At 60.0% G+C, this 21072-nt stretch carries 21 protein-coding genes; 13 read left to right on the top strand and 8 right to left on the bottom strand.

All coding sequences use genetic code 11. The features are described from left to right. Nucleotides 1-15: 15 nt before the first annotated feature. Genes G5S37_RS04860 through G5S37_RS04845 form a run of 4 tightly spaced genes read right to left on the bottom strand, consistent with a single transcriptional unit; the run spans nucleotide 16 to nucleotide 3752 of the window. Nucleotides 16-870 carry a sugar phosphate isomerase/epimerase gene (locus tag G5S37_RS04860; RefSeq protein WP_165201407.1) on the bottom strand — a complete coding sequence of 285 codons (855 nt, stop codon included), beginning with the start codon at nucleotides 868-870 and terminating at the stop codon, nucleotides 16-18. 29 nt (nucleotides 871-899) lie between these two features. Then, nucleotides 900-1805 (bottom strand): hypothetical protein, encoded by a 906-nt coding sequence (locus G5S37_RS04855; protein ID WP_165201405.1) that lies wholly within the window; start codon nucleotides 1803-1805, stop codon nucleotides 900-902. Between the two features lie 49 nt (nucleotides 1806-1854). Next, nucleotides 1855-2778 carry a leucine-rich repeat domain-containing protein gene (locus G5S37_RS04850; protein WP_165201403.1) on the bottom strand — a complete coding sequence of 308 codons (924 nt, stop codon included), beginning with the start codon at nucleotides 2776-2778 and terminating at the stop codon, nucleotides 1855-1857. Next, nucleotides 2775-3752, bottom strand: a complete 978-nt coding sequence (locus tag G5S37_RS04845) for a ThuA domain-containing protein (protein WP_165201401.1) — start codon at nucleotides 3750-3752, stop codon at nucleotides 2775-2777. The genes G5S37_RS04850 and G5S37_RS04845 overlap by 4 nt, the downstream gene beginning before the upstream one ends. 110 nt (nucleotides 3753-3862) lie before the next feature. On the opposite strand from G5S37_RS04845, the gene G5S37_RS04840 reads away from it, so the two are divergent. The 5 genes from G5S37_RS04840 to G5S37_RS04820 all read left to right on the top strand — a co-directional run bounded on the left by G5S37_RS04840 (nucleotide 3863) and on the right by G5S37_RS04820 (nucleotide 9573). Further along, entirely contained in the window at nucleotides 3863-4822 is a 960-nt protein-coding gene (locus G5S37_RS04840) for a TlpA disulfide reductase family protein (RefSeq protein ID WP_165201399.1), read from the top strand. A 94-nt stretch (nucleotides 4823-4916) separates the two neighbouring features. Beyond that, a complete protein-coding gene (locus tag G5S37_RS04835) occupies nucleotides 4917-6227 on the top strand; it encodes a PQQ-binding-like beta-propeller repeat protein (protein ID WP_206026309.1) in 1311 nt (436 codons plus the stop codon). Between the two features lie 151 nt (nucleotides 6228-6378). After that, nucleotides 6379-7575 carry a PQQ-binding-like beta-propeller repeat protein gene (locus G5S37_RS04830; RefSeq protein ID WP_165201397.1) on the top strand — a complete coding sequence of 399 codons (1197 nt, stop codon included), beginning with the start codon at nucleotides 6379-6381 and terminating at the stop codon, nucleotides 7573-7575. Nucleotides 7576-7670: 95 nt separating this feature from the next. Then, the gene (locus G5S37_RS04825) at nucleotides 7671-7928 is read left to right on the top strand and encodes a glutaredoxin family protein (RefSeq protein WP_165201395.1); all 258 of its coding nucleotides are present in this window, start codon (nucleotides 7671-7673) and stop codon (nucleotides 7926-7928) included. A gap of 325 nt (nucleotides 7929-8253) precedes the next feature. Continuing rightward, nucleotides 8254-9573 (top strand): Gfo/Idh/MocA family oxidoreductase, encoded by a 1320-nt coding sequence (locus G5S37_RS04820; RefSeq protein WP_165201393.1) that lies wholly within the window; start codon nucleotides 8254-8256, stop codon nucleotides 9571-9573. Nucleotides 9574-10382: 809 nt separating this feature from the next. Here G5S37_RS04820 and G5S37_RS04815 read toward each other — a convergent pair. After that, entirely contained in the window at nucleotides 10383-10919 is a 537-nt protein-coding gene (locus G5S37_RS04815) for a pyridoxamine 5'-phosphate oxidase family protein (protein ID WP_165201391.1), read from the bottom strand. 63 nt (nucleotides 10920-10982) lie between these two features. Then, nucleotides 10983-11990, bottom strand: coding sequence for a 4-hydroxythreonine-4-phosphate dehydrogenase PdxA (pdxA, locus tag G5S37_RS04810; protein WP_206026308.1), 1008 nt, complete (start codon nucleotides 11988-11990; stop codon nucleotides 10983-10985). A gap of 163 nt (nucleotides 11991-12153) precedes the next feature. Here pdxA and G5S37_RS04805 point away from each other — a divergent pair, with 163 nt between their 5' ends. After that, nucleotides 12154-13404 carry a glycosyltransferase gene (locus G5S37_RS04805; RefSeq protein ID WP_165201389.1) on the top strand — a complete coding sequence of 417 codons (1251 nt, stop codon included), beginning with the start codon at nucleotides 12154-12156 and terminating at the stop codon, nucleotides 13402-13404. 31 nt (nucleotides 13405-13435) lie between these two features. Here the strand turns inward: G5S37_RS04805 and G5S37_RS04800 are convergent, their stop codons facing one another. Further along, the gene (locus tag G5S37_RS04800) at nucleotides 13436-14191 is read right to left on the bottom strand and encodes a HAMP domain-containing sensor histidine kinase (protein ID WP_165201387.1); all 756 of its coding nucleotides are present in this window, start codon (nucleotides 14189-14191) and stop codon (nucleotides 13436-13438) included. 168 nt (nucleotides 14192-14359) lie between these two features. Then, complete coding sequence (locus G5S37_RS04795; protein ID WP_165201385.1) at nucleotides 14360-14884, bottom strand: PH domain-containing protein; 525 nt, start codon at nucleotides 14882-14884, stop codon at nucleotides 14360-14362. A gap of 169 nt (nucleotides 14885-15053) precedes the next feature. On the opposite strand from G5S37_RS04795, the gene G5S37_RS04790 reads away from it, so the two are divergent. The 7 genes from G5S37_RS04790 (at nucleotide 15054) to G5S37_RS04760 (ending at nucleotide 21045) form a co-directional block, all read left to right on the top strand. Continuing rightward, complete coding sequence (locus G5S37_RS04790; RefSeq protein ID WP_165201383.1) at nucleotides 15054-15740, top strand: GntR family transcriptional regulator; 687 nt, start codon at nucleotides 15054-15056, stop codon at nucleotides 15738-15740. A 63-nt stretch (nucleotides 15741-15803) separates the two neighbouring features. Further along, nucleotides 15804-16508 carry an orotidine 5'-phosphate decarboxylase / HUMPS family protein gene (locus tag G5S37_RS04785; RefSeq protein WP_165201381.1) on the top strand — a complete coding sequence of 235 codons (705 nt, stop codon included), beginning with the start codon at nucleotides 15804-15806 and terminating at the stop codon, nucleotides 16506-16508. 56 nt (nucleotides 16509-16564) lie between these two features. Next, the gene (locus G5S37_RS04780) at nucleotides 16565-17590 is read left to right on the top strand and encodes a zinc-binding dehydrogenase (RefSeq protein WP_165201378.1); all 1026 of its coding nucleotides are present in this window, start codon (nucleotides 16565-16567) and stop codon (nucleotides 17588-17590) included. A gap of 26 nt (nucleotides 17591-17616) precedes the next feature. Further along, complete coding sequence (locus tag G5S37_RS04775; RefSeq protein WP_240914800.1) at nucleotides 17617-18990, top strand: FAD-dependent oxidoreductase; 1374 nt, start codon at nucleotides 17617-17619, stop codon at nucleotides 18988-18990. Nucleotides 18991-19004: 14 nt separating this feature from the next. Then, nucleotides 19005-19247: a hypothetical protein gene (locus G5S37_RS04770; RefSeq protein ID WP_165201376.1), complete on the top strand. Its 243-nt coding sequence runs from the start codon at nucleotides 19005-19007 to the stop codon at nucleotides 19245-19247. Nucleotides 19248-19305: 58 nt separating this feature from the next. Beyond that, nucleotides 19306-20115, top strand: coding sequence for an SDR family oxidoreductase (locus G5S37_RS04765; protein WP_165201374.1), 810 nt, complete (start codon nucleotides 19306-19308; stop codon nucleotides 20113-20115). Between the two features lie 45 nt (nucleotides 20116-20160). Beyond that, nucleotides 20161-21045, top strand: a complete 885-nt coding sequence (locus G5S37_RS04760) for a sugar phosphate isomerase/epimerase family protein (RefSeq protein WP_165201372.1) — start codon at nucleotides 20161-20163, stop codon at nucleotides 21043-21045. The last annotated feature ends 27 nt before the right edge of the window (nucleotides 21046-21072 follow it).

Genomic DNA, 21072 nt, shown 5'->3' with positions numbered 1-21072 from the left:
CTTCCACTTTCAACATCACTCGAATCCCTGGGTCTTCATGAACTGCACACCCAGGGGAATCTGCTCCATAGAGGTGGGCGATTCGTCTTCGATGAAGTAGTGCTGCACACCCACCTTCTTTGCGGCGGCGATCACTGCAGGCCAGTCGGTCTGACCCGTGCCGAGCGTCACATCGTTGGTCAGATCCGTCTTGCCGGCGAGGGACCCGGTGGCAACGCCCTTCCTCAGGTCCTTGAGGTGCATCAGCTTCCAGCGGTTGCCGTATTTCTCCAGGAGCTTCACCGGATCCTGGCCGGGAAACACGACCCACAGCACGTCCATCTGGTAGCTCACGTGTTCCGGCTTCGTCTCGGTGATGAGCAGGTCCAGCAGCGTGCCGTCTCCGTGCTTCTCGAACTCATAACCATGCGCATGGTAGAAGAACGTGATGCCTTCCTTCGCGAGAGCCTCGCCCGCCTTGTTGAAGACGGCGATGGCATCGCGGCACTCCGCTTCATCAAAGGCGTCCTTGTGATCGATCCAAGCGCAGCCGGCGAACTTGAGGCCAAGCGCTTTGGCATCCTTCACCACGTTGTCGAGATCGTTCTTGTACCGCGCATAGGGGAAGTGGCTGCTCACCGCCTTGAGACCACGCTTGTCCACCTCAGCCTTGAACTGCTCCGGCGTGAGATTGCCCGTGCCGGCGAGTTCCAGTTCCGTGATGCCGAATTCCTTCACCTTGTCCAGCACCCAGGGCACGCCACGCAGAGCCGACTGGCTGCGAAGGCTGTAGAGTTGCAGGCCGGTGGTGGGCTTCGACGGAGACTGGGCATGCGAGAGGCCGCACAGGCCCACAGTCAGGAGGAGGGACAGAAATGCAGAGCGTTTCATGATTTTGAAAAAATGGAAGGAAGGGCAGCTTAGGAATTTCCGCGCAGCTTGGCGAGACTCTTCTGGTAGCGCTCGGCCTCTTGCGCGGAAGGCGGAGTCCATTTGATCTCGCAGCCGGGCAGGGCCGCCTTGAGCTTGTTGATGTCCTCTTCACTGGCGCCGACCTTGTCGAGGTCCAGCTTCTTGAGGTTCTTCAAGGCAGCGAGGTGCTTCAATCCATCATCGTAGGTCACCACCACTTCGCCGAACTTGAGGGATTCCAGGTTCTTGAACCTGGCAAGATGCTCCAGCGCGGCTCCGCTCAGCTCAGCGTTGAACTGCGAAGCCACTACGAAGTGTTTCAGGTTTCCCACGAGCGGCAGCAGCGTGGCCACATCCACATCACTGGCGCCCATGTGGAAGAACTGGAGGGACTCAAGCTGCGTGAGATGCGCACAGGCCTTTGCAGCTTCACTGGTCATCTTCACGCAGCCGCCAAACCGCAGGGACTTCAGCTTCGGCAAGCCCTTCAGCGCAATCGCTCCGCTTCCGTTGATGATAAAATTGTGATCCAGCGCGATGCTCTCCAATTCCTTGCACTTCGCGAGCACTCCGAAACCGGAGTCATCAAAGATGGTGGCGTTGAAATAGATCGTGTGAAGCTTGGGCAGCTTCGTGAGCACCTCGAGCGCCTTGGTATCGGCGAACTTCGCCGTGCCGCGCACCAGGGACATTTCCGGCATCTCAGGAAGCTTGTTCCAGAGCTCGGGCGTCCACTCTCCCTTTCCCCAGCCTATCTCCGTGGCGTGCCCGGCCACTTCCTTCACGTTGAACTGCGCCGTGCGCAGCGACTCCACAATGGCCTTTTCTTGTGCCAGGGCGGAGGAAGCGGAAATAAGCAGCAGGCTGAACAGGATGCCTGTGAGAGGTGCGGCGGAGGTCGGTTTCAGTTTCATGAAGATGTCGATGTTTTTCCTGCCGCCGGAGAAGGGTCTACCGCTCGGCTCAGCGTGACTTGAGGTATTTCTCGCGGCGCTCGTTGTAGAGCTTGATCTGCTCCTGAGACGCCCCATCACCTTTGAACTTGCTGCCAGGCAGCGCGGCCACCAGCTTCAAGGCCTCGGCATTGTCGGAGTCCACCTTGTTCAGGTCGATCTGTTTGAGCTTGGGCAGTGCCTGCAGATGCTTGAGTGTTTTGGCAAAGGGGATGATGGTTTCCTTGAAGCTCAGCGTTTCCAGGTTCTTCAATTTCGAAAGGTGCTCCAGCCCGGCCTCGCTCATCTTCCCGATGAAGTTCGAAGCCACGTCAATCTCCTTCAGACTGCCTGCCAGCGGCTCGAGAAGCGCCATTTCATCATCTCCCAGATCCAGATGACGGAAGCCGAGGTATTCCAACTGGCCAAGCTGGGCGCAGGCCTTCACGCCTTCCGCAGAGAATTTGGGGCACTCGCTAAAGCCCAGCATCTTCAGATTGGTCAAGGGTTTAAGGGCAGCCACGCCTGCTCCAGTGATCTTGTCATTGCCGGAGACAAAAAGGATTCGGAGGTTCTGGTTTTTCGCGAGCTCAGCGAAACCGGCATCATCGAAGTTCACCTTTTCCAGCCGCAGGGCCTCCAGCTTCGGCAGCTTTGAAAACACCTGCAGATCCTGATTGCCGAGGTTCGGACCAACGATGTGCAACCGGGCCAGTTCGGGCAACTCCGGGAGGAGCTTCAGAAGTTCGGGGGTCCACTCGGTCGCCTTCTTCGGACCACCCGCCTGGTTCCTCATGGATACCTCCATGGCGACGGCAACCTCCACCACGTGACCGTCTTCCGCTTTGATGGCAAACCCGGCGTTTTTGAGCGCCTCAATCGCAGAGGCCTCATCAGCCCGGACGAGGCCCTGAGTGAGAGTGGCGAAGAATGCGAAGAGAAGAAAGCGTTTCATCGAGAAGCAGCAGCAGGGGGTGGCGCCGCAGCGGCCGGAGCCGCTGTCTTGCGTACACCTAGTGTCTTGCGATCCCAATTTTTGGCAAGCTCAGCTTCACCGCAGGCGGGCACCTTCGCCCCGCCCTCAGGCACCGGGAGCTTTGCCGCCCAAAGGATGGCGTTCACCATGAAGCGGCGCTGGCTCTCAATGCCCCAGCCCGCGTGAAGATCGCATCCGGTGAATCCCACGCTGCGACCGCCATTGGGCCGCTCATACGCCCACGCAATCACCTCGGCGCGACCGGCGTGGGATTTCGCGTCATCCGTGGAGCGATTCTTGTCCGGCACCTGGCCGCTCAGCAGGGGCGTCACCCCTTTCTCCGCGAAGTGCAGGTTGTAGAGCCAGCCATCCTTGGGCGCGGCAAACGGCTGCACCCCGCGTGTCGCCTCATGCTGGGGGATGGTATCGAAGCTCATGTCCCAGTGGCCGCGGCTGCCGATGTCCTTCTGCCAGACACCGCCCATCCACGACTTGAACTGCGCCGCCTGCGCCTCGGGGGCTTCCACTGCCTGATGCAGCATGATGAGGCCAGTGCCCTCATCCATCAGTTGGGAAATGCGCTGCCAGCGAGCGGGTTCCAGCAGGGCCAGCTTGTCCCCGCCGTCCATGTAGCAGACCACGCACTTTGCTCCCTTGAAAATGGACTCGTCCTTCGGCCAGCCTTCAGCCGCCATCACCGGCTGCACGCCGGGCTGCTGCTTCAGCCAGTCCAGCATGAGCGCGCACCCGGCGAAATACTCGTGCTGCCCCGGTTTGTTGCTCGGGGTGCCTGCCAGTACCACCACCTTGGCCAGGGAGGCATCTTGCGAAGCAACTTCCAGCGGTACCTTCTGTTGCTCTTCCGTCAGCTCTCCGCGGAGTGACAGGGGACTGAGGACAAGAAGTGCGACACCGAGGGTGGCAAGTATTGGATGAGAGGGAAAAATGGGCATGACAGAAGGCTCCTAACGCCATGGCAGGGGCGATTCTTCAAAAGGAATTCACCCGCGCTGCGGGAGATATCCTTGCCGTCACGTGACCATCACCCGTACCCTAGTTCCCTATGCAAACACGCCTTCTGTCCCTTCTGGCCGCTGTCTGTGCGCTGGTAACACCCAATCTCTTCGCCGATGCCGCGGCTGACGAAGCGTGGAAAAAAGTGGAAAATGCGATGAAGGCCATCAGGGATCCTCAACCCCCGCCCAAGTCCCGGCCTGAGGCGATTGAGTTTTTCAAAAAGGCCGTGGCTGCCTACGAAGGAGAGGCCAAGGACTTTTACGCCAAAGCTCCCACCGACCCCCGCCGCTGGGAGGCAAAGTACTTCGAGCTGGAGACTGCACCTCTCTTTGGCTTCGTGCACCAGAAGGAGCCATCCGGCCTTGATAAGGTGGCTGACGAAATCCTCGCTGCGCCAGACGCCACGGATGAAGTCAAGGGGAAGGCGGCGGGCATGAAGCTGGCCCTCCGTATGGACGAACTGGAAGGGACACCGGGTGCTGAGGCAGCCTGGGTGAAGGATGCCGAGGCTTACATCAAGCAACATCCCAGCAGCCAGTTCACCAATGTATTTCAGCGCAAACTCAAGACCATCACCGCGCTCGCCGGGTTGAAGGACAAACCGCTCGATCTTAAATTTACAGCCGTAGACGGTCGCGAAGTCGATCTCTCGAAGATGCGGGGAAAAGTGGTCCTGGTGGACTTCTGGGCGGTGTGGTGTGGCCCCTGTGTGGCAGAGATCCCGAACGTCCTGAAGACCTATGAAAAGCTTCACCCCAAGGGCTTCGAGATCGTCGGCATCTCCCTGGATCAGGACAAGTCCAAGCTTGAGGCCTTTGTGAAGGAGAAGGGCATGTCATGGCCCCAGTATTTCGATGGCAAGGGATGGCAAAATGAGATCTCCTCGAAGTTTGGCATCAACAGCATCCCCGCCATGTGGCTGGTGGACAAGAAGGGCATGCTGGTAAGCACGAATGCCCGCGGAAACCTGGAGGAACTCGTGGAGAAGCAACTGGCCACCGAGTAGCCGTAGCCTTTCCAATAAGTCCATTCGAAACCATTTATCCCGCACGGCAAGACATTCGTTTTGCCGTGCGTTTTTTTGTGCTCTCCTACCCTGCATGAAACTGCCCGTGCTTCTCACCACCCTGCTCACTTGCGGCAACCTGCTCGCACAGCCGGCGAACATGTCCCTGTACTGGCCCGACCGCCAGGGGCCCACGCAGAACGGCATGATCCCCGAGTCCGAATGGGCGAAGCTGCCTCTGGAATGGGATGAAGCGAGTGGCAAGGGCATCGCGTGGAAGACACCCATCGAGAACGAGGGCCACTCCTCGCCCATCATTGGCGGGGATCTCGTGTGGTTCACCGCTGCCACCACGGATGGCCACAAGATGTACGTGTATGCCATCAACCGGCACGATGGAAAAATCGTGCACCACAAGCTCCTCTTTGAGAATGAAGCTCCGGAAGAACTGGGCAATCCGGTGAACAACTACGCCGCGCCTTCGCCCACGCTGGATGAGACCGGTGTGTACGTTCACTTCGGCACCTATGGCACGGCCAAGCTGGATCCAAAGACGGCCGATGTCCTCTGGCAGCGCCGCGACATCAATGTGCGCCACTTCCGCGGACCAGGCTCCACACCGGTGCTTTTTGAGAACATGATCATTCTCACGTACGACGGCATCGACAAACAGTTCGTCACGGCGCTGGACAAGAATACTGGCAAGACCATCTGGACCACGAACCGCACCACCGACTACGGCGATCTGGACAAGGAAGGAAAGCCCACCCGCGACGGTGACCTGCGCAAGGCGTATGGCACCCCGACGCTCATGAATGTGGATGGACAGGCCCAGCTCATCTCCGTGGGCTCACGCGCGGCCTTTGGCTACGACGCCCACACCGGGAAGGAAATCTGGACCCTGCGGCACACCGAGTTCAACGCGTCCGCGCGTCCCGTGGTGGATGGGAACATCGTGTACATCAACACCGGCTCCGAGCGCTCCCATCTCGTGGCAGTGAAGCTGGACAAGGACGCCAAGGGCGACCTGACTGAGACTCCCCGCGTGCTGTGGGACCGTGCCAAGCGCAACGCGGTGCTGTCCAGCCCCGTCCTCATCAACGGCTACATCTTCCAGGCGACCGGCGCCGCAGTGGGCACCTGTGCGGACCCCAAGACGGGCGAGGACGTCTGGAGCGAGCGCATTTCACCAGGCAAATTCGTAGCATCCCCCATCGTCACGAAGGACCGCATCTATTTCATCAGCGACACCGGGGACGTCACCGTGGTGGCGCCGGCACCGGAGTTCAAGGTCATCGCCAGCAGCAAGTTCGAGTCACCCGTCACTGCGTCACCTGCGGTGGCGGATGGTGCGATTTTCGTGCGTACAAAAACGCATCTGTGCAAGGTGGTACAGGCGAAATAGCTTGTGCCAGTTTGCTGCAGCCAGTGACCCGCCATCACTCACTGACTCATCTGCTGTGCTGCCCCAGGTAGCGTGAGCCTGCTCATGCTACTCGCGTTTCACAGTTGACTCCGTGCTCACTGCCCACCACCTGCTACCACCCTGCGTACCTATGAAACACCTCGCTCTTCTCTGTTTCCTCCCGCTCGCCAGCGTCATGGGCGCGGACTGGCCCCAATGGCGTGGCCCGGACAGGAACGGCATCTCCAGGGAGAAAGAGTGGAAAGCGGAATTTCAAGGGGATCCCAAAATCTTGTGGAAGGCATCGGTGGGGCTGGGATTTTCCTCCTTCGTGGTGGCGGACGGCAAGGTCTACACCGCCGGCCATGCCAGTGAGACAGACACGGTGTACTGCTTCGATGCCGTGACCGGTAAGCAGGTGTGGAAGCATTCCTTTCCAGCGGAGCTCGGGGACAAGTTTTTCCAGGGAGGCACTACCGGCACCCCGACCCTCGCGGATGGCAAGCTCTACCACCTCAGCCGCTGGGGGGACATGTTCTGCTTCGACGCTGCGACTGGGAAGATCGTCTGGCAGAAGAACATCCAGCAGGAAACCGGACTTCGCCTTCCTGACTGGGGCTATACCGGTGCTCCGCTGGTATGGGAGAATCTCGTGGTGCTCAATGTCGGCGAACACGGCGTGGCGCTGGACAAGACCAGCGGCAAGGTGGTGTGGCAGTCTCCGGATGAAAACGCTGGCTATTCCACTCCCCTGCCCTACCAACAGGATGGGAAGACGCTGCTGACCTTTGGCTCAGGCCGCGCTTACGTCGGCGTGGATCCCAAGACCGGCGAAAAGGTTTGGGAGCACAAGTGGACCACCAGCTACGGGGTGAATGCCGCGGATCCCATCATTCACAAAGGGCAGGCTTTCATTTCCTCCGGATACAACAAGGGCGCCGCCCTGCTGAAGCTCGGTGAAAGTGAGCCGCAGGTGGTGTGGCAGAATCGCGTGATGCGCAATCAGATGAATGCCTCCATCCTGATTGCCGACCATCTCTATGGCATCGATGGAAACGAAGACCGCGGCGCCAGTCTGAAATGCATCGAATTCGGAACCGGCAAACAACTCTGGGAAGAGAAGAGTGCAGGCGCAGGCGCAGTCGTCGCGGCGGATGGGAAGCTCATTGTGCTCTGCGAGTCAGGTGAACTCATCATCGCTCACGCCACGCCAGACGCCTTTGACCCGATCTCACGCGGCCACGTGCTGGACGCGAAATGCTGGACCGCCCCCGTGCTGGCCAATGGGCTCCTCTACTGCCGGAATGCGGCAGGAGACATCGCATGTGTTGACCTGCGGAAAAAATAAGTTTGCACCGGAAGCGGGAATGAAGAAGTCCTGACCCGCGCGCGGCTGCGCGACCGCTCCCTATTCAAAACCCCAATCAAAAGAATCCAAATCCGATGAACGTCCGACTGTTTGTGAAATCCGGGTGCCCCTGGTGTGATGAAGCAATGGAATGGCTGGATGACCACGGCATCGAGTACACCACGCTCAATGTCTCCGCGGACCTCGAAGCACGCGAGGAAATGCGCGAGCTCACCGGCCAGACCAAGGCCCCCAGCATTGATGTGGATGGCGAAGTCCTTGCCGACTTCGGCGCGGATGAACTGGAAGCGTGGTGGGACGAAAAGGGCTATCCGGTGAATCCGGAGAGCTGACCGTGATGGGCTCGCTCCTTGGCGTGGCAGCCAGGTACGACGGTACTACAGTAAGCGGTGAGACGGTAAAGCACCGCATTTTCCAAGGATCGGGGGCATTCTTGCCCCCGTTTTTCGTGAAGTGCCCATAGGAAGTCGGGTCTCCTGACCGGACAGCGTCTGGCGGGTTTTCCAACCCGCCATTTTGTTTACCCGGCTAGGACACTCCGACCGTCCTACCGCTCACCGTCGCACCACTCACCGGCCTCGGAAGATTCTTGACTGAATCCCCCACTCCGTCACGATTTCTTCCTTTCCACGATTCCCGTCCGCCATGCCCGAGCCCATGCACCGCCGCCACTTCCTGACGACCGCCGCTGTCACTGCGGCCTCAGCATTTTCCGCCGTGCCGCTTTTGGCACAGAAGTCCGGCAAGAAATACCGCACCGCACTGATTGGCTCCGGCTGGTGGGGCATGAACATCCTGCGGGAGGCCATCGCCTCCGGCCGTGTCACCATCTGCGCCGTGTGTGATGCGGATGACAATGTGGCGGAAAATGCGGTCAACGACGTGAACGCAGAGAACGGCGAGACTCCGAAGAAGTACGAGGACTACCGCGAGATGCTGGAGAAGGAGAAGCCGGAGATCGTCATCATCGCCACGCCAGATCACTGGCACGCCCTCCAGACCATCGCCGCGGTGAAGGCGGGTGCGCATGTGCTGGTGGAAAAGCCGACCGGGCACACGGTGAATGAGAGCAAGGCCATCGTAAGAGCGGCCAGGGACTCCGGCACGCTCGTGCAGGTGGGCCTGCATCGCCGCATCGGTCCACATCACGTGGAGGCCATGAATTTCCTCAAGAGCGGCGCCGTTGGCAAGGTGGGCATGGTGCGCTGCTTCGCTCACAGCAAGGGCGGCCCGGAAGCGCCCAAGGCGAATGTCCAGCCCCCCAAAGGCATGAACTGGGACCTGTACTGCGGTCCTTCTCCCCTCCGCCCCTTCTGCAGCAAGATCCATCCCGGCGGCTGGCGCGGCTTCCTCGATTTCGCAAACGGCACCATGGCGGACTGGGGCGTGCACTGGCTGGATCAGGTACTCTGGTGGAGCGGCGAGAAAGGACCAAAGACCGTGTACTGCACCGGCGGACGCGACATTGCCGGCCCCGCCATTTTGAATGACAAGGAGCAGACCACCGATGTGCCCGATCATCAGGTGGCGACGTTTGAGTTCGAAAACTTCACTGCCGTGTGGGAACACCGCAAGTTCGCCGGGAACGGCCCGGAACATCACAATGTGGGCTGCTACTTCTACGGAGAAAAGGGCGCGTTGCACATCGGCTGGAAGGACGGCTGGACCTTCTACCCCGCTGATGGCAAGACGCCCACCACGCACGGTGACTCACAGCTTCAGGAACCGCAGGGAGACGGCCACAACATCGGCGCCTTGTGGGCCGATCTGATCGACGCCATCGAGAACAAGCGCAAACCCGTGGCCGACATCGAAAGCGCCCACCGCTCCTCCTGCCTGCCCCTGCTCGGCATGCTCTCCTGGAAAGCCGGACGCAGCATCCGCTGGGATGCGGAGAAAGAACTCATCATCGGCGATGAAGAAGCCAGCAAACTGCTGGCGCGGAAGTACCGCGGACCGTGGGAGTATCCCGTGTGAGAGCAGTGAAAGACAAAAGTGAAAAGTAAGAAATAGCTGTCGCGGCCTCTGAACCCTTGTCACTTTTTATACCAAAGGAAGTTGAAACCGAGTCTTAATCTGAAAGACGTCGGACTGCCCGGAGCGGTTCATGTCACCAGGGTATCCATGGAACACGGGCGTAGCACAGGCCCAAGGAGGTTAGGCGTCCCCGCCTGACAGTGGGCGTTAGGCCTCTGGCCTGACCAGCAACACATCGCATGGTCTTCGTCTTCGCCTTCGCCATCACTTCCACCACAAGGCCGTTTCCGGTTAACCGCAAAGGGGCAGGGTAGGATGATGTGTCCCGGCGTGGTGCACCTCGACGCAAAGGAGGCAGAGATGCACAGTCATGTCGCTCGTGCCTTTGAGAGAGGCAGTGGGATCAAGGAGTGGGGACATTCCTGTCCCCATGGAAGTACAAACGGAGTCATTGGAGGTAGAACGTCCCCAGTGGTGAAAGGGCGTCTCGCAGGGAGCGGCACTAGCCTAGTGCCGGCGGTGGGCAAAAAGGGTGCGGAGCCTTTCTCTTCGAAGCTGTAAGGACGTTTCCAAGCTGCTGGCGTGACGACGCTGCCTATGACGGCACCAGGCTAGTGCCGCTCCCTGCGAAGCAGTCGCCTCGTTTACACGAAGGGAGCTATTGAGAGCTTGAAGGTGTAGTTCGCGCTTCCATGGGGACAGGAATGTCCCCACTCCTTGGGCCTGCCGCAACACGCTGGGTGAGTTCGTCGCGTTAAAGCCCTGTTTTCAACTCGTCCTGATATTACTTATCACTTTTCACTTCCCCATCACAGCCGGATCGCACCCTCGATCGAATCATCCAGCGTCTCGCCAATCGCCGCGCCGATCATCATCTTGATGCCGGCGACCATGTTGCCGTGCTTCACATCCCAGTAGTACCCTTCCGTGGGAATAACTTCGATGACAGTGATCCGCGGATCGTTCTCGCCTCCCGTGAACCATGTCTTGATCAGCGGCTCCCACAGTTCGTGAATCATCGCCGGATTACGCGTGACCCGGGCTCGCCCCATGAGATGCAGAAATCCCGAATGCGGTGAAGCCTGGAAATAGAGATGCACCGAAGGGTCACGGGCGAGTTCGTGATTCAGATGGCTGTCATCCGCGCTCAGGAACCAGAGACTGCCATTGTCATCCACCTTCCGCACATTCATGGGACGCGCTCCGGTAGAACCACGCACCACGACCTTGGAACAGAAGAAGCAGGTCTGCGCCTTGCTCACCAGCGCCCGAATCTTATCGACCGCCTGCGGGCCGGCAAGGTCGTCGCGATTGTGCTCCGGCTGGTTTTGATTGATGGAACTCATGCCCGTGGATCGCGTGTGGAACCGGGCATGGTGGTGCAGTGTCTGCCAGCACCACCACAACACTCACCCACCCGCCAGTTTCACCGCCAATCGCACCGCCTGAATCATGCTGCCGGGATTTGCCTTGCCCTGCCAGGCAATGTCCAGCGCTGTGCCGTGATCGACACTGGTGCGGATGACTGGGAGACCGAGCGTGGTATTCACCGCGCTGTCGAAGGCGAGGGCCTTCACGGGGATGTGCCCCTGATCGTGATACATGCACACGAAGGCATCGGTGGTCTTGCGCTTGGCGGGAACGAAGCACGTATCAGGAGGCAGGGGGCCTTCCACTTGCAGCCCTCTGGAACGAGCAATCTCGATGGCAGGAATGATGACACGCTCCTCCTCCTGGTTTCCAAAGAGGCCGTGCTCACCGGCATGGGGATTGAGCCCGCATACCACGATCTTCGGCGCATAACCGCGGATGCGCTGCAGGGCCGTTGCCGTGAGCTCGATGACATCGACGATACGCTCCTGGGTGAGCAGCGCGGGCACTTCCGAATAGCCCACGTGCACGGTGACAAAGGTGCAGGTTATCTCGTCCGAGTACTGCATCATGCACCAGCGCGGCGCGTGCGTGCGGCTGGCGAAGATCTCCGTGTGCCCGGGGAAGTCGATGCCGGCCATGTGTAGCGCCTCCTTGTTCAGCGGGCCCGTGGCCACGCCGGCAATCTCGCCCGCGAGCGCGGCCTCGATGGAAGCCTCCACATAGGCAAACGCCGCAGCGCCGGTGTGCGCGCCGATCTCACCCGGCGTAACGCGGTCCGAATTCACCGCTGGCAAATCGAGCACCGCAGGACGGTCGAGCTTTTTGCGCTTTGTTCTCCACTCAGCAGGCTTCAGGACATCTGCATCAAACGGGAGATTTGTCAGTGCGGCGACACGCTTGAGGATCAGCGCATCCCCGAAAATCACCGGCGTGCAGATCTCCGAGATGCTCTGCCGCGTGATGAGATGCAGGCACACCTCAGGGCCCACACCGGCAGGGTCGCCCATGGTGAGAGCAATGATGGGTTTTCGTTTCGCCGCCATTTCCTAAAGGAGTGTACGTGGCACTGCGCAGCTTGAAGGCACGGAAAACAAGAATCGGTGAAAAGTGGGCATTTACCGGAACATCGAGGTACCGGAGAAAGATACCCCTGTCCACCGAAGGCGACATTTTACGAACGGGCGGGAATGGTGCAGCGTGGGGGAGATGGCGCACTTTCTCCTGACCCCATTTGGCAGTGCTGGTGATGTGAATCCCTTCATCTGGATGGGACGGCTTCTGAAAGCCCGCGGCCACGAGGTGGAGCTCATCACTGCGCCCATGTTCCGTCCCATGGTGGAGGGTGCCGGATTAACGTTCCTTCCACTGGGCGAGGAGGCGGAATTCGAAACTTTGGTGCGTCACCCGGACCTGTGGAAGCCGCTGAAAGGCACCGCTCTGGTGCTGGAGTGTGGGGCAAAATTTTTGCGCCCCTGCTACGAGGTGATCGCTTCACGCATCCGCCCCGGGGAGAGCCGGTTGGTCTCGCCCTTTCACCTCTTCGCCGCGCGGGTGGCACGAGAAAAATTTGGAGTGCCACTCGTGTCCACCCACTTGCAACCCTCGTGCTTCCTCAGCCTGTACGACACGCCGATCCTGATTCCCGGCATGGAATGGATCACCCGGCTGCCCAAGTGGGTGAAGCGACTGATGTTTTCCATGCCCAATCCAGCGGACTTCAAGCTGGCGCCGGTGCTGAAAAATCTCTGCCGCGATATCGGAGTCACTCCACCGCCCCGTCCCCTGCCCCACTGGATGCACTCGCCAGATGCGAACCTCGCGCTGTTCCCCTCCTGGTTCGCCGCCCCCCAGCCGGACTGGCCGGTGCACACGACGCAGACGGGCTTTCCTCTGGAGGATCTGAAGGGTCAGTACCCGCTTCCCGACGCACTGTTGGCGTGGCTCGCAGCCGGGGACAAGCCGGTGCTGCTGAGCCCTGGCAGTGGAAACGCGCAGGCCAGGGAGTTTTTCCACGAAGGCCTGGAGGCCTGCCGTCTTGCCGGCATGCGCGCCCTCATTGGCACCCGGTATCCAGAACAACTGCCGTCTCCGCTGCCGGAGTTTGCACAGCATTTCGACTACCTGCCCTTCGGTGAACTGCTGCCGCACGTGAGTGTGCTAGTTCATCATGGTGGCATCGGCACCCTCTCTCAAGCTCTGGCCACCGGAGTGCCGCAGCTCCTCATGCCGATGGGTCATGACCAGCCGGACAATGCCGCGCGGCTTGAGAAACTGGGAGCATCCGCAACCGTGTACCCCAAGAACTTCAAGGCCGTGACGATCGCATCCGCATTGAAGAACCTCGCGGAAAACGACCGCGTGGCAGCCGCATGTCGAACGGCTGCGGCGAAATGCTACGAAGCACGGCCCGCGGCAATCGCGGTGCAGGTGCTGGAAAGTGTCGTCCGTCGGGACTGAGCAATGCGCACCGCGCAACGATGGCGTAGCGTTACGCCATCGGCAGGCTCAGCCAGAAGGTGACGATGTGCTCTTCCGAGTGCACTCCAAGACGCACGTTCATCTGCCGTGCCAGCATGGCCGCGACGGTGAGGCCGAGCCCAAGATGATGACTGCTGCGGCTGCTGACGAAGGGCTTGAAGATTTCCTGAAGTTTATCCTGAGGAATCGTGGAGCCGGTATTCGTGATCAAAATATCCACCCGGCCTTCTTGCGTCGGGGTCACAATGCCGGGACCGCTGACCTGCATCAGCGCACGACCACCTCCACTCTGCGCACCTGCGGCGGCATTGCGCAGGATTTCCATCAGCAGATCCTTGAGCTTGGAAGGATCGATCTCCACATTCGGCAGACCCGGAGGAACTTCGATATCAAAGGGAACGCCAGCCTTGATGAAGGGGTCACGCAGGGACGCCTCCACAGCAGTGAGGTAATCCGCAAGGTTCAGCGTTTGGGGCGAGATCTTCGCACAACCACCAGCCACGCGAATACGCTCGCTCAAGCCAGACACGGCGACGCTCGCTTCCTTGATGTGCTGCATGTTCTCCTTGGAACCCTCATCAAGATCATCATTCATCAAGATGAGGCTGCTGAAGCCCTGAATGATGGCGAGGAGGTTATTCAGCTTATGCGTGACGCCACGCAGAAGCTCCTGATGATAGCCATCTCCCGTTTCCGTGGTCGCGCCCAGGAGGGTGGGATGAGTGAAGACAACTCCTGAGGTAGCGGTGGTATGCGCAGCCGACATAATTTCAGCGGAGTTTAGTTAAGCGATATTTGATGTCCACACCTTTCAGTGTGCACAGAGGTGATCTCACGAAGCGAAATCACCACGCTCTCCATAGAGTAATTCGGATTCAATCTGGGAATGCCGAATGGGTAAAGCATTTAATTGCAATCACGGGTCATTCCCCCTTCAGGGAATCGATCCGCCAGGACCATCCACGTCCAGTTCTCGCACACGCTTGCGATCGCGCTCGGCCTGGACAGCCGTACGGAGGAGCTCGCGCACATCCATGGCTCCCTGGATGGCAGGGATGTCCACCACCGGAGTCGTGGCATCTGAGGTGACAAGCCGGAGATTGCCGAGACCAAAGATGCGCATCATCAGAGGCATCTCCACACTGTAGTCCTTGACCCGGTAGAGCTCGAGTTCATCGAGGGTGCGGTTCAGGATGCCGGATGTCCGGCGCAAACGCTGGGAGGTGAGCTCGTACTTCGTCGTCCGGGTCATCCACCAGCGAAGACCCCACATGACGAGGGGAATGATTAGTCCCACCAGAGAGAGCCCTGCGGTGAAGATCGCGCCGACCACCGCAGCCACGGCCAGAAGCACACAAAAGAAGTACCACCAGAAATGCACCCACTGGGAGGAATGGCCGGACCAGAGCACAGTTTCTTCTCTTGCAGGCGGTGACAGGGACTCATCTTCCACAGGCATGGTTTTGAGGGAGCTGATGTTAGTTGTTGGAGGAACTAAACGCAGGAATTCCGGCGCGCCAGCAGACTTGTAAGAATCTTGGGCTCCACCGGGGTCGTGACAAAAACGCAACAAGCCCATTGACGAAAGGCTCCTCCTGCCTACATGTCGCACTTATACTGTATACAGTATGGCATCCCTACCCTCCAACGGTCTCCAGGCCATCCGCCGCTCCACCCTCGCGGAGGAAGTGGCTGCGCAGGTGCGCCGCTCCATCATCTCCGGCCAGATCGCAGAGGGCAGTCAGGTAAGTGAGCCCAAGCTGGCCGAGCAACTCCACGTGAGCCGGGTGCCCGTACGCGAAGCGCTGGTGGAACTGGAGCACGATGGCGTGGTTGTCTTCGATCATCGCGGGCGCTGCCAGGTGCGGCAGTTCACGAAAGCGGACTTCGAGGAGATTCTCTCGTTGCGGCTCAATCTGGAACTCATGAGCGTGAAGCTCGCCGCCGAGAAAGTGACCTCGCAGGACCTCGCCCTTCTGAAGAGCAATCTCGAAGCGCTGGAGGAAGAGAAGGACGTGACGAACATCAGCCGTCTCGATGTGGAATTCCACGACCTCATCATGCAGGCCGCGCGGCATGAGCGACTGCGCGTTTGCTGGCACACGGTCCGCACGCAGTTTGAATTGCTCCTGGCCAAAGCGCATCGCTGGCAGGCGGCGAATGATATTCCCGTAAGCGACCACGCCCTTCGTGGTCATCGCCCCATCTTCCGCGCGCTCTCTGCCGGTGACCCTGAAAAAGCGGTGCAGCAGATGCAGAAGCACATCCGCGAATGGGCCGAGTGGATGCCCGCGGATGAAACCACCGTGGCGTGATTCATTCACCCGCACCTGCCCGCCCTACGCCTTTTCATTTCAGCACCCGCTTCCTCCTCCGTTATGAAACCCATCGTTCAAATCTCCCTCGACCTCACCAACATCGACGAAGCCCTTGAGACTGCCGCGCTGGCCATGCGCGCCGGCGTGGATTGGCTGGAAGCTGGCACACCGCTGATTCTCGCAGAAGGACTGCACGGCGTGCGCGCCCTGCGCAAGGCATTCCCGAATACGCCCATCGTGGCTGACCTGAAGACCATGGACGGTGGCTACCTCGAAGCGGAGATGATGGCCAAGGCCGGCGCCACGCATGTGGTGGTGATGGCACGCGCGCATGCGGAAACCATCAAGTGCGTGGTGAACGCCGGTCGTGACTTCGGCGCGAAGGTCATGGGCGACAACATGGTGTGCCCCGACATGGTGGAAGGCGCGAAGTGGCTGGAAGATCTCGGCTGTGATTATGTGATTCACCACATTGGCTATGATGAGCGCCGTGGCATCGCCGCTGCCGGTCATCGCATGCCGAGCCCGCTGGACCAGCTTCGCGAAGTGGTGCAGGCCGTGAAGATTCCCGTGCAGGCCGTGGGTGGCCTCACCCTGGAGCAGGCCATCCGCTGCCCTGAATTTGGCGCCCCACTCGTGGTGCTCGGCGCTCCGCTGACCATTGATGCCGATGCCTTCAAGACCGCCGATGGCGACCTCGAAAGCTCCCTGCGCCTGATCTGTGAAAAGATCCACGCCTATGGCGATGTAGCAGTGGGTGGCTAAGCCGCTTCCCGCCTGAGTCGGTCCATCCCATTTTCGAAACGCATTCCCTTCCTCCCATGAACTCCGCCGCTGTCGTCAACTTCGCGCCTGAAAAGGGCTCCGTCGAAATCCGTGAAATCCCCAAGCCGGAGATCGGCGCCGAGGATGTGCTGCTCGAAGTCGCCAATGTCGGCGTGTGCGGCAGTGACCTGCACCAGTGGACCGCGGATCATTCCTGGCCGGTGAACTATCCCGTGGTGCTGGGCCATGAGTTCGGTGGACACATTGTGCAAGTGGGCAAGGAGGTGCAGGGCTGGAAGGAAGGCGACCGCGTGGTGAGCGAAACCGCCGCCATCATCAGCCAGAACAATCCCATGACGCGTCGCGGGCTCTACAATCTGGACCCCACGCGCAAGGGATTCGGCTACGGCGTGAATGGCGCGATGACGAAGTACGTGCGCGTGCCCTCCCGCATCCTGCACCATGTGCCGGACCAGCTTCCCTTTGAGCAGGCCTGCCTCACCGAACCCTGCTGCGTAGCCTACAACGCGGTGGTGAAGAACGCGCGCATCGAGCCCGGTGACCGCGTCGTCGTGCTCGGACCTGGCACCATTGGCATTCTCTGTGCCGCCATGGCCCGCCTGTGTGGCGCGGAAGTGGCCCTCGTGGGTCTGCCGCAGGATGCGCACCGTTTGGAAATCGCGAAGAAATACGGCTGCGAAGTCATCATCGGCGATGCCAAGCCCTGGTCCATGGAACGCGATGGCATGGGTGCGGATGGTGTCATTGACGCCGCTGGTGCGAGCGTAACGCTCCGCATCGCGCTCGACATCGTACGTCCCGCCGGCTGGATCAGCAAGGTGGGTTGGGGCCCGCAGCCACTCGGGTTCAACATTGATCCGCTCGTGCAGAAGAACATCACCCTGCAGGGCAGCTTCAGCCACAATTGGCCCGTGTGGGAACGCGTCATCGCGCTGCTCGCCAGCGGCCAGATGGACGTGCGCCCGATCATCGGCGGCGTGTGGCCCATCACGGACTGGCACGAAGCCTTCGAGAAGATGCACAAGGGCGAAGTGGTGAAGAGCGTGCTGAAGCCGGTGTAACAAACCTCATCACATACGACGATGCCATGAACACGCGTCGCACCTTCCTCACCTCTTCCGCGGCTGCCGCGGTGGCCGCCCCCCTCTTGAGCGCGCAGTCGCCTGATGCGACGGCTCCAAAGAAGAACGTCCGCGAAATCGAAACCGACGTGCTCGTTTGCGGTGGCGGTTGCGCAGGCACGGCAGCAGCCCTGAGTGCAGCACGCGCCGGGGCGAAGACGCTGCTCGTGGAGAAGGCTCCGTTTGCGGGAGGCATCATCACGAACGTAGGGCTGCCCTACTTCGATGGCATCTCCAACATCAAGGACAACCGCGTGGTGGTGAAGGGCATCGCCTTGGAACTGCTCGCGAAGACCGGCGTGTGCAAGCCGGATGCCACGCACATCAAGCCGCACAATCCCACGATTCCAAACACCTTTGAGTTCAAGGTGCTGCTGGATCGTGAGCTCCAGGCCTGCGGTGAAAAGCTGAAGGTGCTCTTCAACTCCGTGGCGTGCGATGCGGAATCCTCCGGTGGCCGCATCACCTCGGTCACCATTGCCAACAAAGATGGCCTCGTGCGCATCCGCCCCAAGGTGGTCATCGATTGCACGGGTGATGCCGATGTGGCCGCCTGGGCCGGTGCTCCCACGGAACAAAGCGCCGAGGTGCAGCCGCTCACCCTGCATTTCCGCATCGGACACGTGCAACCCACCAAGGGCATCAGCGCCCTGTGCCGCACCGCATTGCTCAATGCCCAGCAGCGCGGTGAACTGCCGCACTTCTACGGCCCCGGAGTGGGCTTCACCTACGGCAAAGACGAGGTTTACATCCACGGCGTGCGCGTGCCCGCGAATCCCACGGATGCCGCGGATCTCACCCGTGCAGAAATGCAGGGCCGCGCCGATGCGCTGGCGATGTTCCGCGCCTGGAAAGCGGAGGTGCCTGCCTTCAAGGACTCCTACTTCCTCGAAGCCTATCCGTGGATTGGTGTGCGTGAATCCCGACGTCTCCTCGGCCAGCATGTGCTCAATGAGGATGACATCATGAAGGGGCGTTCCTTCGACGACGCCATCGCCACCGGCTGCTGGTATCTGGACCTGCATCCCAACAAGACCACGCTGGGCAGTGCCAATGACTTCCAGCCGGAGAAGGTGCAGCCTGCGCCATACGACATCCCCTATCGATCACTGCTGCCGCAGAAGATCGAAAACCTCCTGGTCGCCGGCCGTTGCCACTCCGCCACCCGTGGCGCTCATGCCTCCACGCGCGTGACCGTCACCGCCATGGCCATGGGCGAAGCTGCCGGATGTGCCGCAGCATTGGCCCTGCAATCAAAAGCCGAAGTGGCCAACTTAAACGGACAGAAGGTCCGTGAGGCGCTCACCAAGCAGAATGCCGGCCCTTTCACGCAGGCCTGATTCCTTGAACTCCGATGAATGTCGAAGAACTGCAGCGCACCTTGGACATGTATATGTGCGATACGTGCAATCGCTATCTGGGTGTTCTTGAAGACATGGGCGTGGTGGACCGCAAAATGCGTGATGCCAAAAGCGAAGACATTCTCAAAAAACGCAATGAGCTTCTGGACAAGTGGGTGCCCTTCTATGCAGATCAACTTGCCAAACATTTTCAGGAAAACCGCAGCGAAGGTGTAGCGGGCGACAGCCCAGCCTAAAAAATCTTCTGCGCTCCCACTTTTAACATTTCCTCATCCACCACGCTCCTTTCTTTCCATGTCTTCCCGTCTCCAAGATAAAGTTGTACTCGTCACCGGCAGCTGCACCGGCATCGGCAAGGCCATTGCACAGCGTTGCGTGACCGAAGGCGCCCGCGTCATCATCCACGGCCTGGAGAAGGACCTGGGTGAAGCACTCGTCGCAGAACTCGGCAAGGACAAGGCCGTGCTGCACATTGAGGATCTCACCGCTGAAGGCGCGGCAGAGCGCTTGGTGCAACTTTCCGTATTCACCTTTGGCAAGCTGGATGCTGTGGTGAACAACGCTGCGATGGTCTCCGCCTCGAACATCCACACCACGGACCTCGCTTTCTTCCGGCGCATGCTGGAGGTGAATACGCTGGCTCCCTTCTCCCTCATCAAGGTCGCGCTGCCGGAGCTTCGTAAAGTACGCGGTGCCGTGCTGAACATCGGCTCCGTGAATGCGTGGAGTGGCGAGCCTAACCTTTTTCCCTACAGCGTTTCCAAAGGCGCGCTCATGACCCTCACCCGCAACCTCGGCGATACACTGATGCGCGAAGACGGCGTACGAGTGAACCAGATCAATCCCGGCTGGGTGCTCACCGAAAACGAAGCCCAACGCAAACGCGAACACGGCCTCGCCGATGACTGGTACACCCAGGTGCCCAAGGTCTATGCGCCAGCTGGTCGAATCTTGTGGCCCGCGGAAATCGCCGCTGCCGTCGTGTACTGGCTCGCGGATGAAAGCGGCCCCATCAGCGGACAGGTGGTAGATCTTGAGCAGCATCCCTTCATCGGTCGCAATCCTCCCAAGGACGCGACCACCATCCCGACGCCCGCCAAGTAATAGCCCGGCACAGCTTTTCCCCACTCTTTCGCCTCTTCCCGACTCATGCCAAAACTCGCCGCCTTCCCCAAAGCGTTCATGCAGGCTCTCTGCAAGGACGGCACCATGAAAGTCTCCGAATGGATCGCCCTCGCCTCCAAGCTCGATATCGATGGCCTCGAATGGTACGCAGGCTTGTTGGAGATGGCCGATGAATCCAACTGGACCCGCTTTCGCAAGGAAGTGGAAGACACGGGCAAGTGCATCCCCATGATGTGTTGCTCTCCGGACTTCACGCATCCTGATGCCGCTTTCCGTGAAAAGGAAATCGCCAAGCAGAAGCGTTGGATCGACATGACGGAGGTCCTCGGCGGTTCCTACTGCCGCGTGCTCAGCGGTCAACGCCGTCCAGAGCTCAGCATGGACGAGGGTGTGAAGCTCGCCGCCGATTGCATCTACGCCTGTATCCCCTATGCTCAGGAGCGCGGCATCACCCTCATCCTGGAGAACCACTACAAGGATGATTTCTGGGAGTACCCCGAGTTCGCCCAGAAGATGGACGTCTTCTGCAAACTGGTGGACGCCGTGCATCACTCCCACTTCGGAGTGAACTACGACCCCAGCAACACCTACCTCGCCGGCGAGGATCCTTTGGAACTCCTCTACCGCGTCTCCAAGCGCGTGGTCACCATGCATGCCAGCGATCGCTACCTCATCGAAGGCACCATCGAAGACCTCCGCAAGGAAGAAGGCGGCGCCCTCGGTTATGCCAAGCGCCTCCGCCACGGTGAAATCGGCAAGGGCCTCAACGACTACGACGCCATCTTCACCGAACTCAAGCGCGTGGGCTTCGACGGCTGGATCAGCATCGAAGACGGTGTGGAAGGCATGGACCAGCTTGAGCGCAGCGTGACATTCCTGCGCAAGAAGATGGGGCAGTATTGGGGGTAAAAGCGCTGACTTAACCCAGCAGGACAG

The sequence above is a fragment of the Roseimicrobium sp. ORNL1 genome, from assembly GCF_011044495.1.
Lineage (GTDB): Bacteria > Verrucomicrobiota > Verrucomicrobiia > Verrucomicrobiales > Verrucomicrobiaceae > Roseimicrobium.
The sequence above is the reverse complement of the archived record's forward strand: the minus strand, read 5'-3'. Positions and strand labels throughout refer to the sequence as shown.

Bases quoted from the DNA above. Each gene is read 5' to 3' on its own strand.
- G5S37_RS04835 (WP_206026309.1), top strand. From the start codon at position 4,917: ATGAAACTGCCCGTGCTTCTCACCACCCTGCTCACTTGCGGCAACCTG.
- G5S37_RS04820 (WP_165201393.1), top strand. From the start codon at position 8,254: ATGCACCGCCGCCACTTCCTGACGACCGCCGCTGTCACTGCGGCCTCA.
- G5S37_RS04840 (WP_165201399.1), top strand. From the start codon at position 3,863: ATGCAAACACGCCTTCTGTCCCTTCTGGCCGCTGTCTGTGCGCTGGTA.
- G5S37_RS04800 (WP_165201387.1), bottom strand. From the start codon at position 14,191: ATGTCGGCTGCGCATACCACCGCTACCTCAGGAGTTGTCTTCACTCAT.
- pdxA (WP_206026308.1), bottom strand. From the start codon at position 11,990: ATGGCGGCGAAACGAAAACCCATCATTGCTCTCACCATGGGCGACCCT.
- G5S37_RS04785 (WP_165201381.1), top strand. From the start codon at position 15,804: ATGAAACCCATCGTTCAAATCTCCCTCGACCTCACCAACATCGACGAA.
- G5S37_RS04780 (WP_165201378.1), top strand. From the start codon at position 16,565: ATGAACTCCGCCGCTGTCGTCAACTTCGCGCCTGAAAAGGGCTCCGTC.
- G5S37_RS04765 (WP_165201374.1), top strand. From the start codon at position 19,306: ATGTCTTCCCGTCTCCAAGATAAAGTTGTACTCGTCACCGGCAGCTGC.
- G5S37_RS04790 (WP_165201383.1), top strand. From the start codon at position 15,054: ATGGCATCCCTACCCTCCAACGGTCTCCAGGCCATCCGCCGCTCCACC.
- G5S37_RS04805 (WP_165201389.1), top strand. From the start codon at position 12,154: ATGGCGCACTTTCTCCTGACCCCATTTGGCAGTGCTGGTGATGTGAAT.
- G5S37_RS04795 (WP_165201385.1), bottom strand. From the start codon at position 14,884: ATGCCTGTGGAAGATGAGTCCCTGTCACCGCCTGCAAGAGAAGAAACT.
- G5S37_RS04770 (WP_165201376.1), top strand. From the start codon at position 19,005: ATGAATGTCGAAGAACTGCAGCGCACCTTGGACATGTATATGTGCGAT.
- G5S37_RS04775 (WP_240914800.1), top strand. From the start codon at position 17,617: ATGAACACGCGTCGCACCTTCCTCACCTCTTCCGCGGCTGCCGCGGTG.
- G5S37_RS04825 (WP_165201395.1), top strand. From the start codon at position 7,671: ATGAACGTCCGACTGTTTGTGAAATCCGGGTGCCCCTGGTGTGATGAA.
- G5S37_RS04845 (WP_165201401.1), bottom strand. From the start codon at position 3,752: ATGCCCATTTTTCCCTCTCATCCAATACTTGCCACCCTCGGTGTCGCA.
- G5S37_RS04855 (WP_165201405.1), bottom strand. From the start codon at position 1,805: ATGAAACTGAAACCGACCTCCGCCGCACCTCTCACAGGCATCCTGTTC.
- G5S37_RS04850 (WP_165201403.1), bottom strand. From the start codon at position 2,778: ATGAAACGCTTTCTTCTCTTCGCATTCTTCGCCACTCTCACTCAGGGC.
- G5S37_RS04760 (WP_165201372.1), top strand. From the start codon at position 20,161: ATGCCAAAACTCGCCGCCTTCCCCAAAGCGTTCATGCAGGCTCTCTGC.
- G5S37_RS04830 (WP_165201397.1), top strand. From the start codon at position 6,379: ATGAAACACCTCGCTCTTCTCTGTTTCCTCCCGCTCGCCAGCGTCATG.
- G5S37_RS04815 (WP_165201391.1), bottom strand. From the start codon at position 10,919: ATGAGTTCCATCAATCAAAACCAGCCGGAGCACAATCGCGACGACCTT.
- G5S37_RS04860 (WP_165201407.1), bottom strand. From the start codon at position 870: ATGAAACGCTCTGCATTTCTGTCCCTCCTCCTGACTGTGGGCCTGTGC.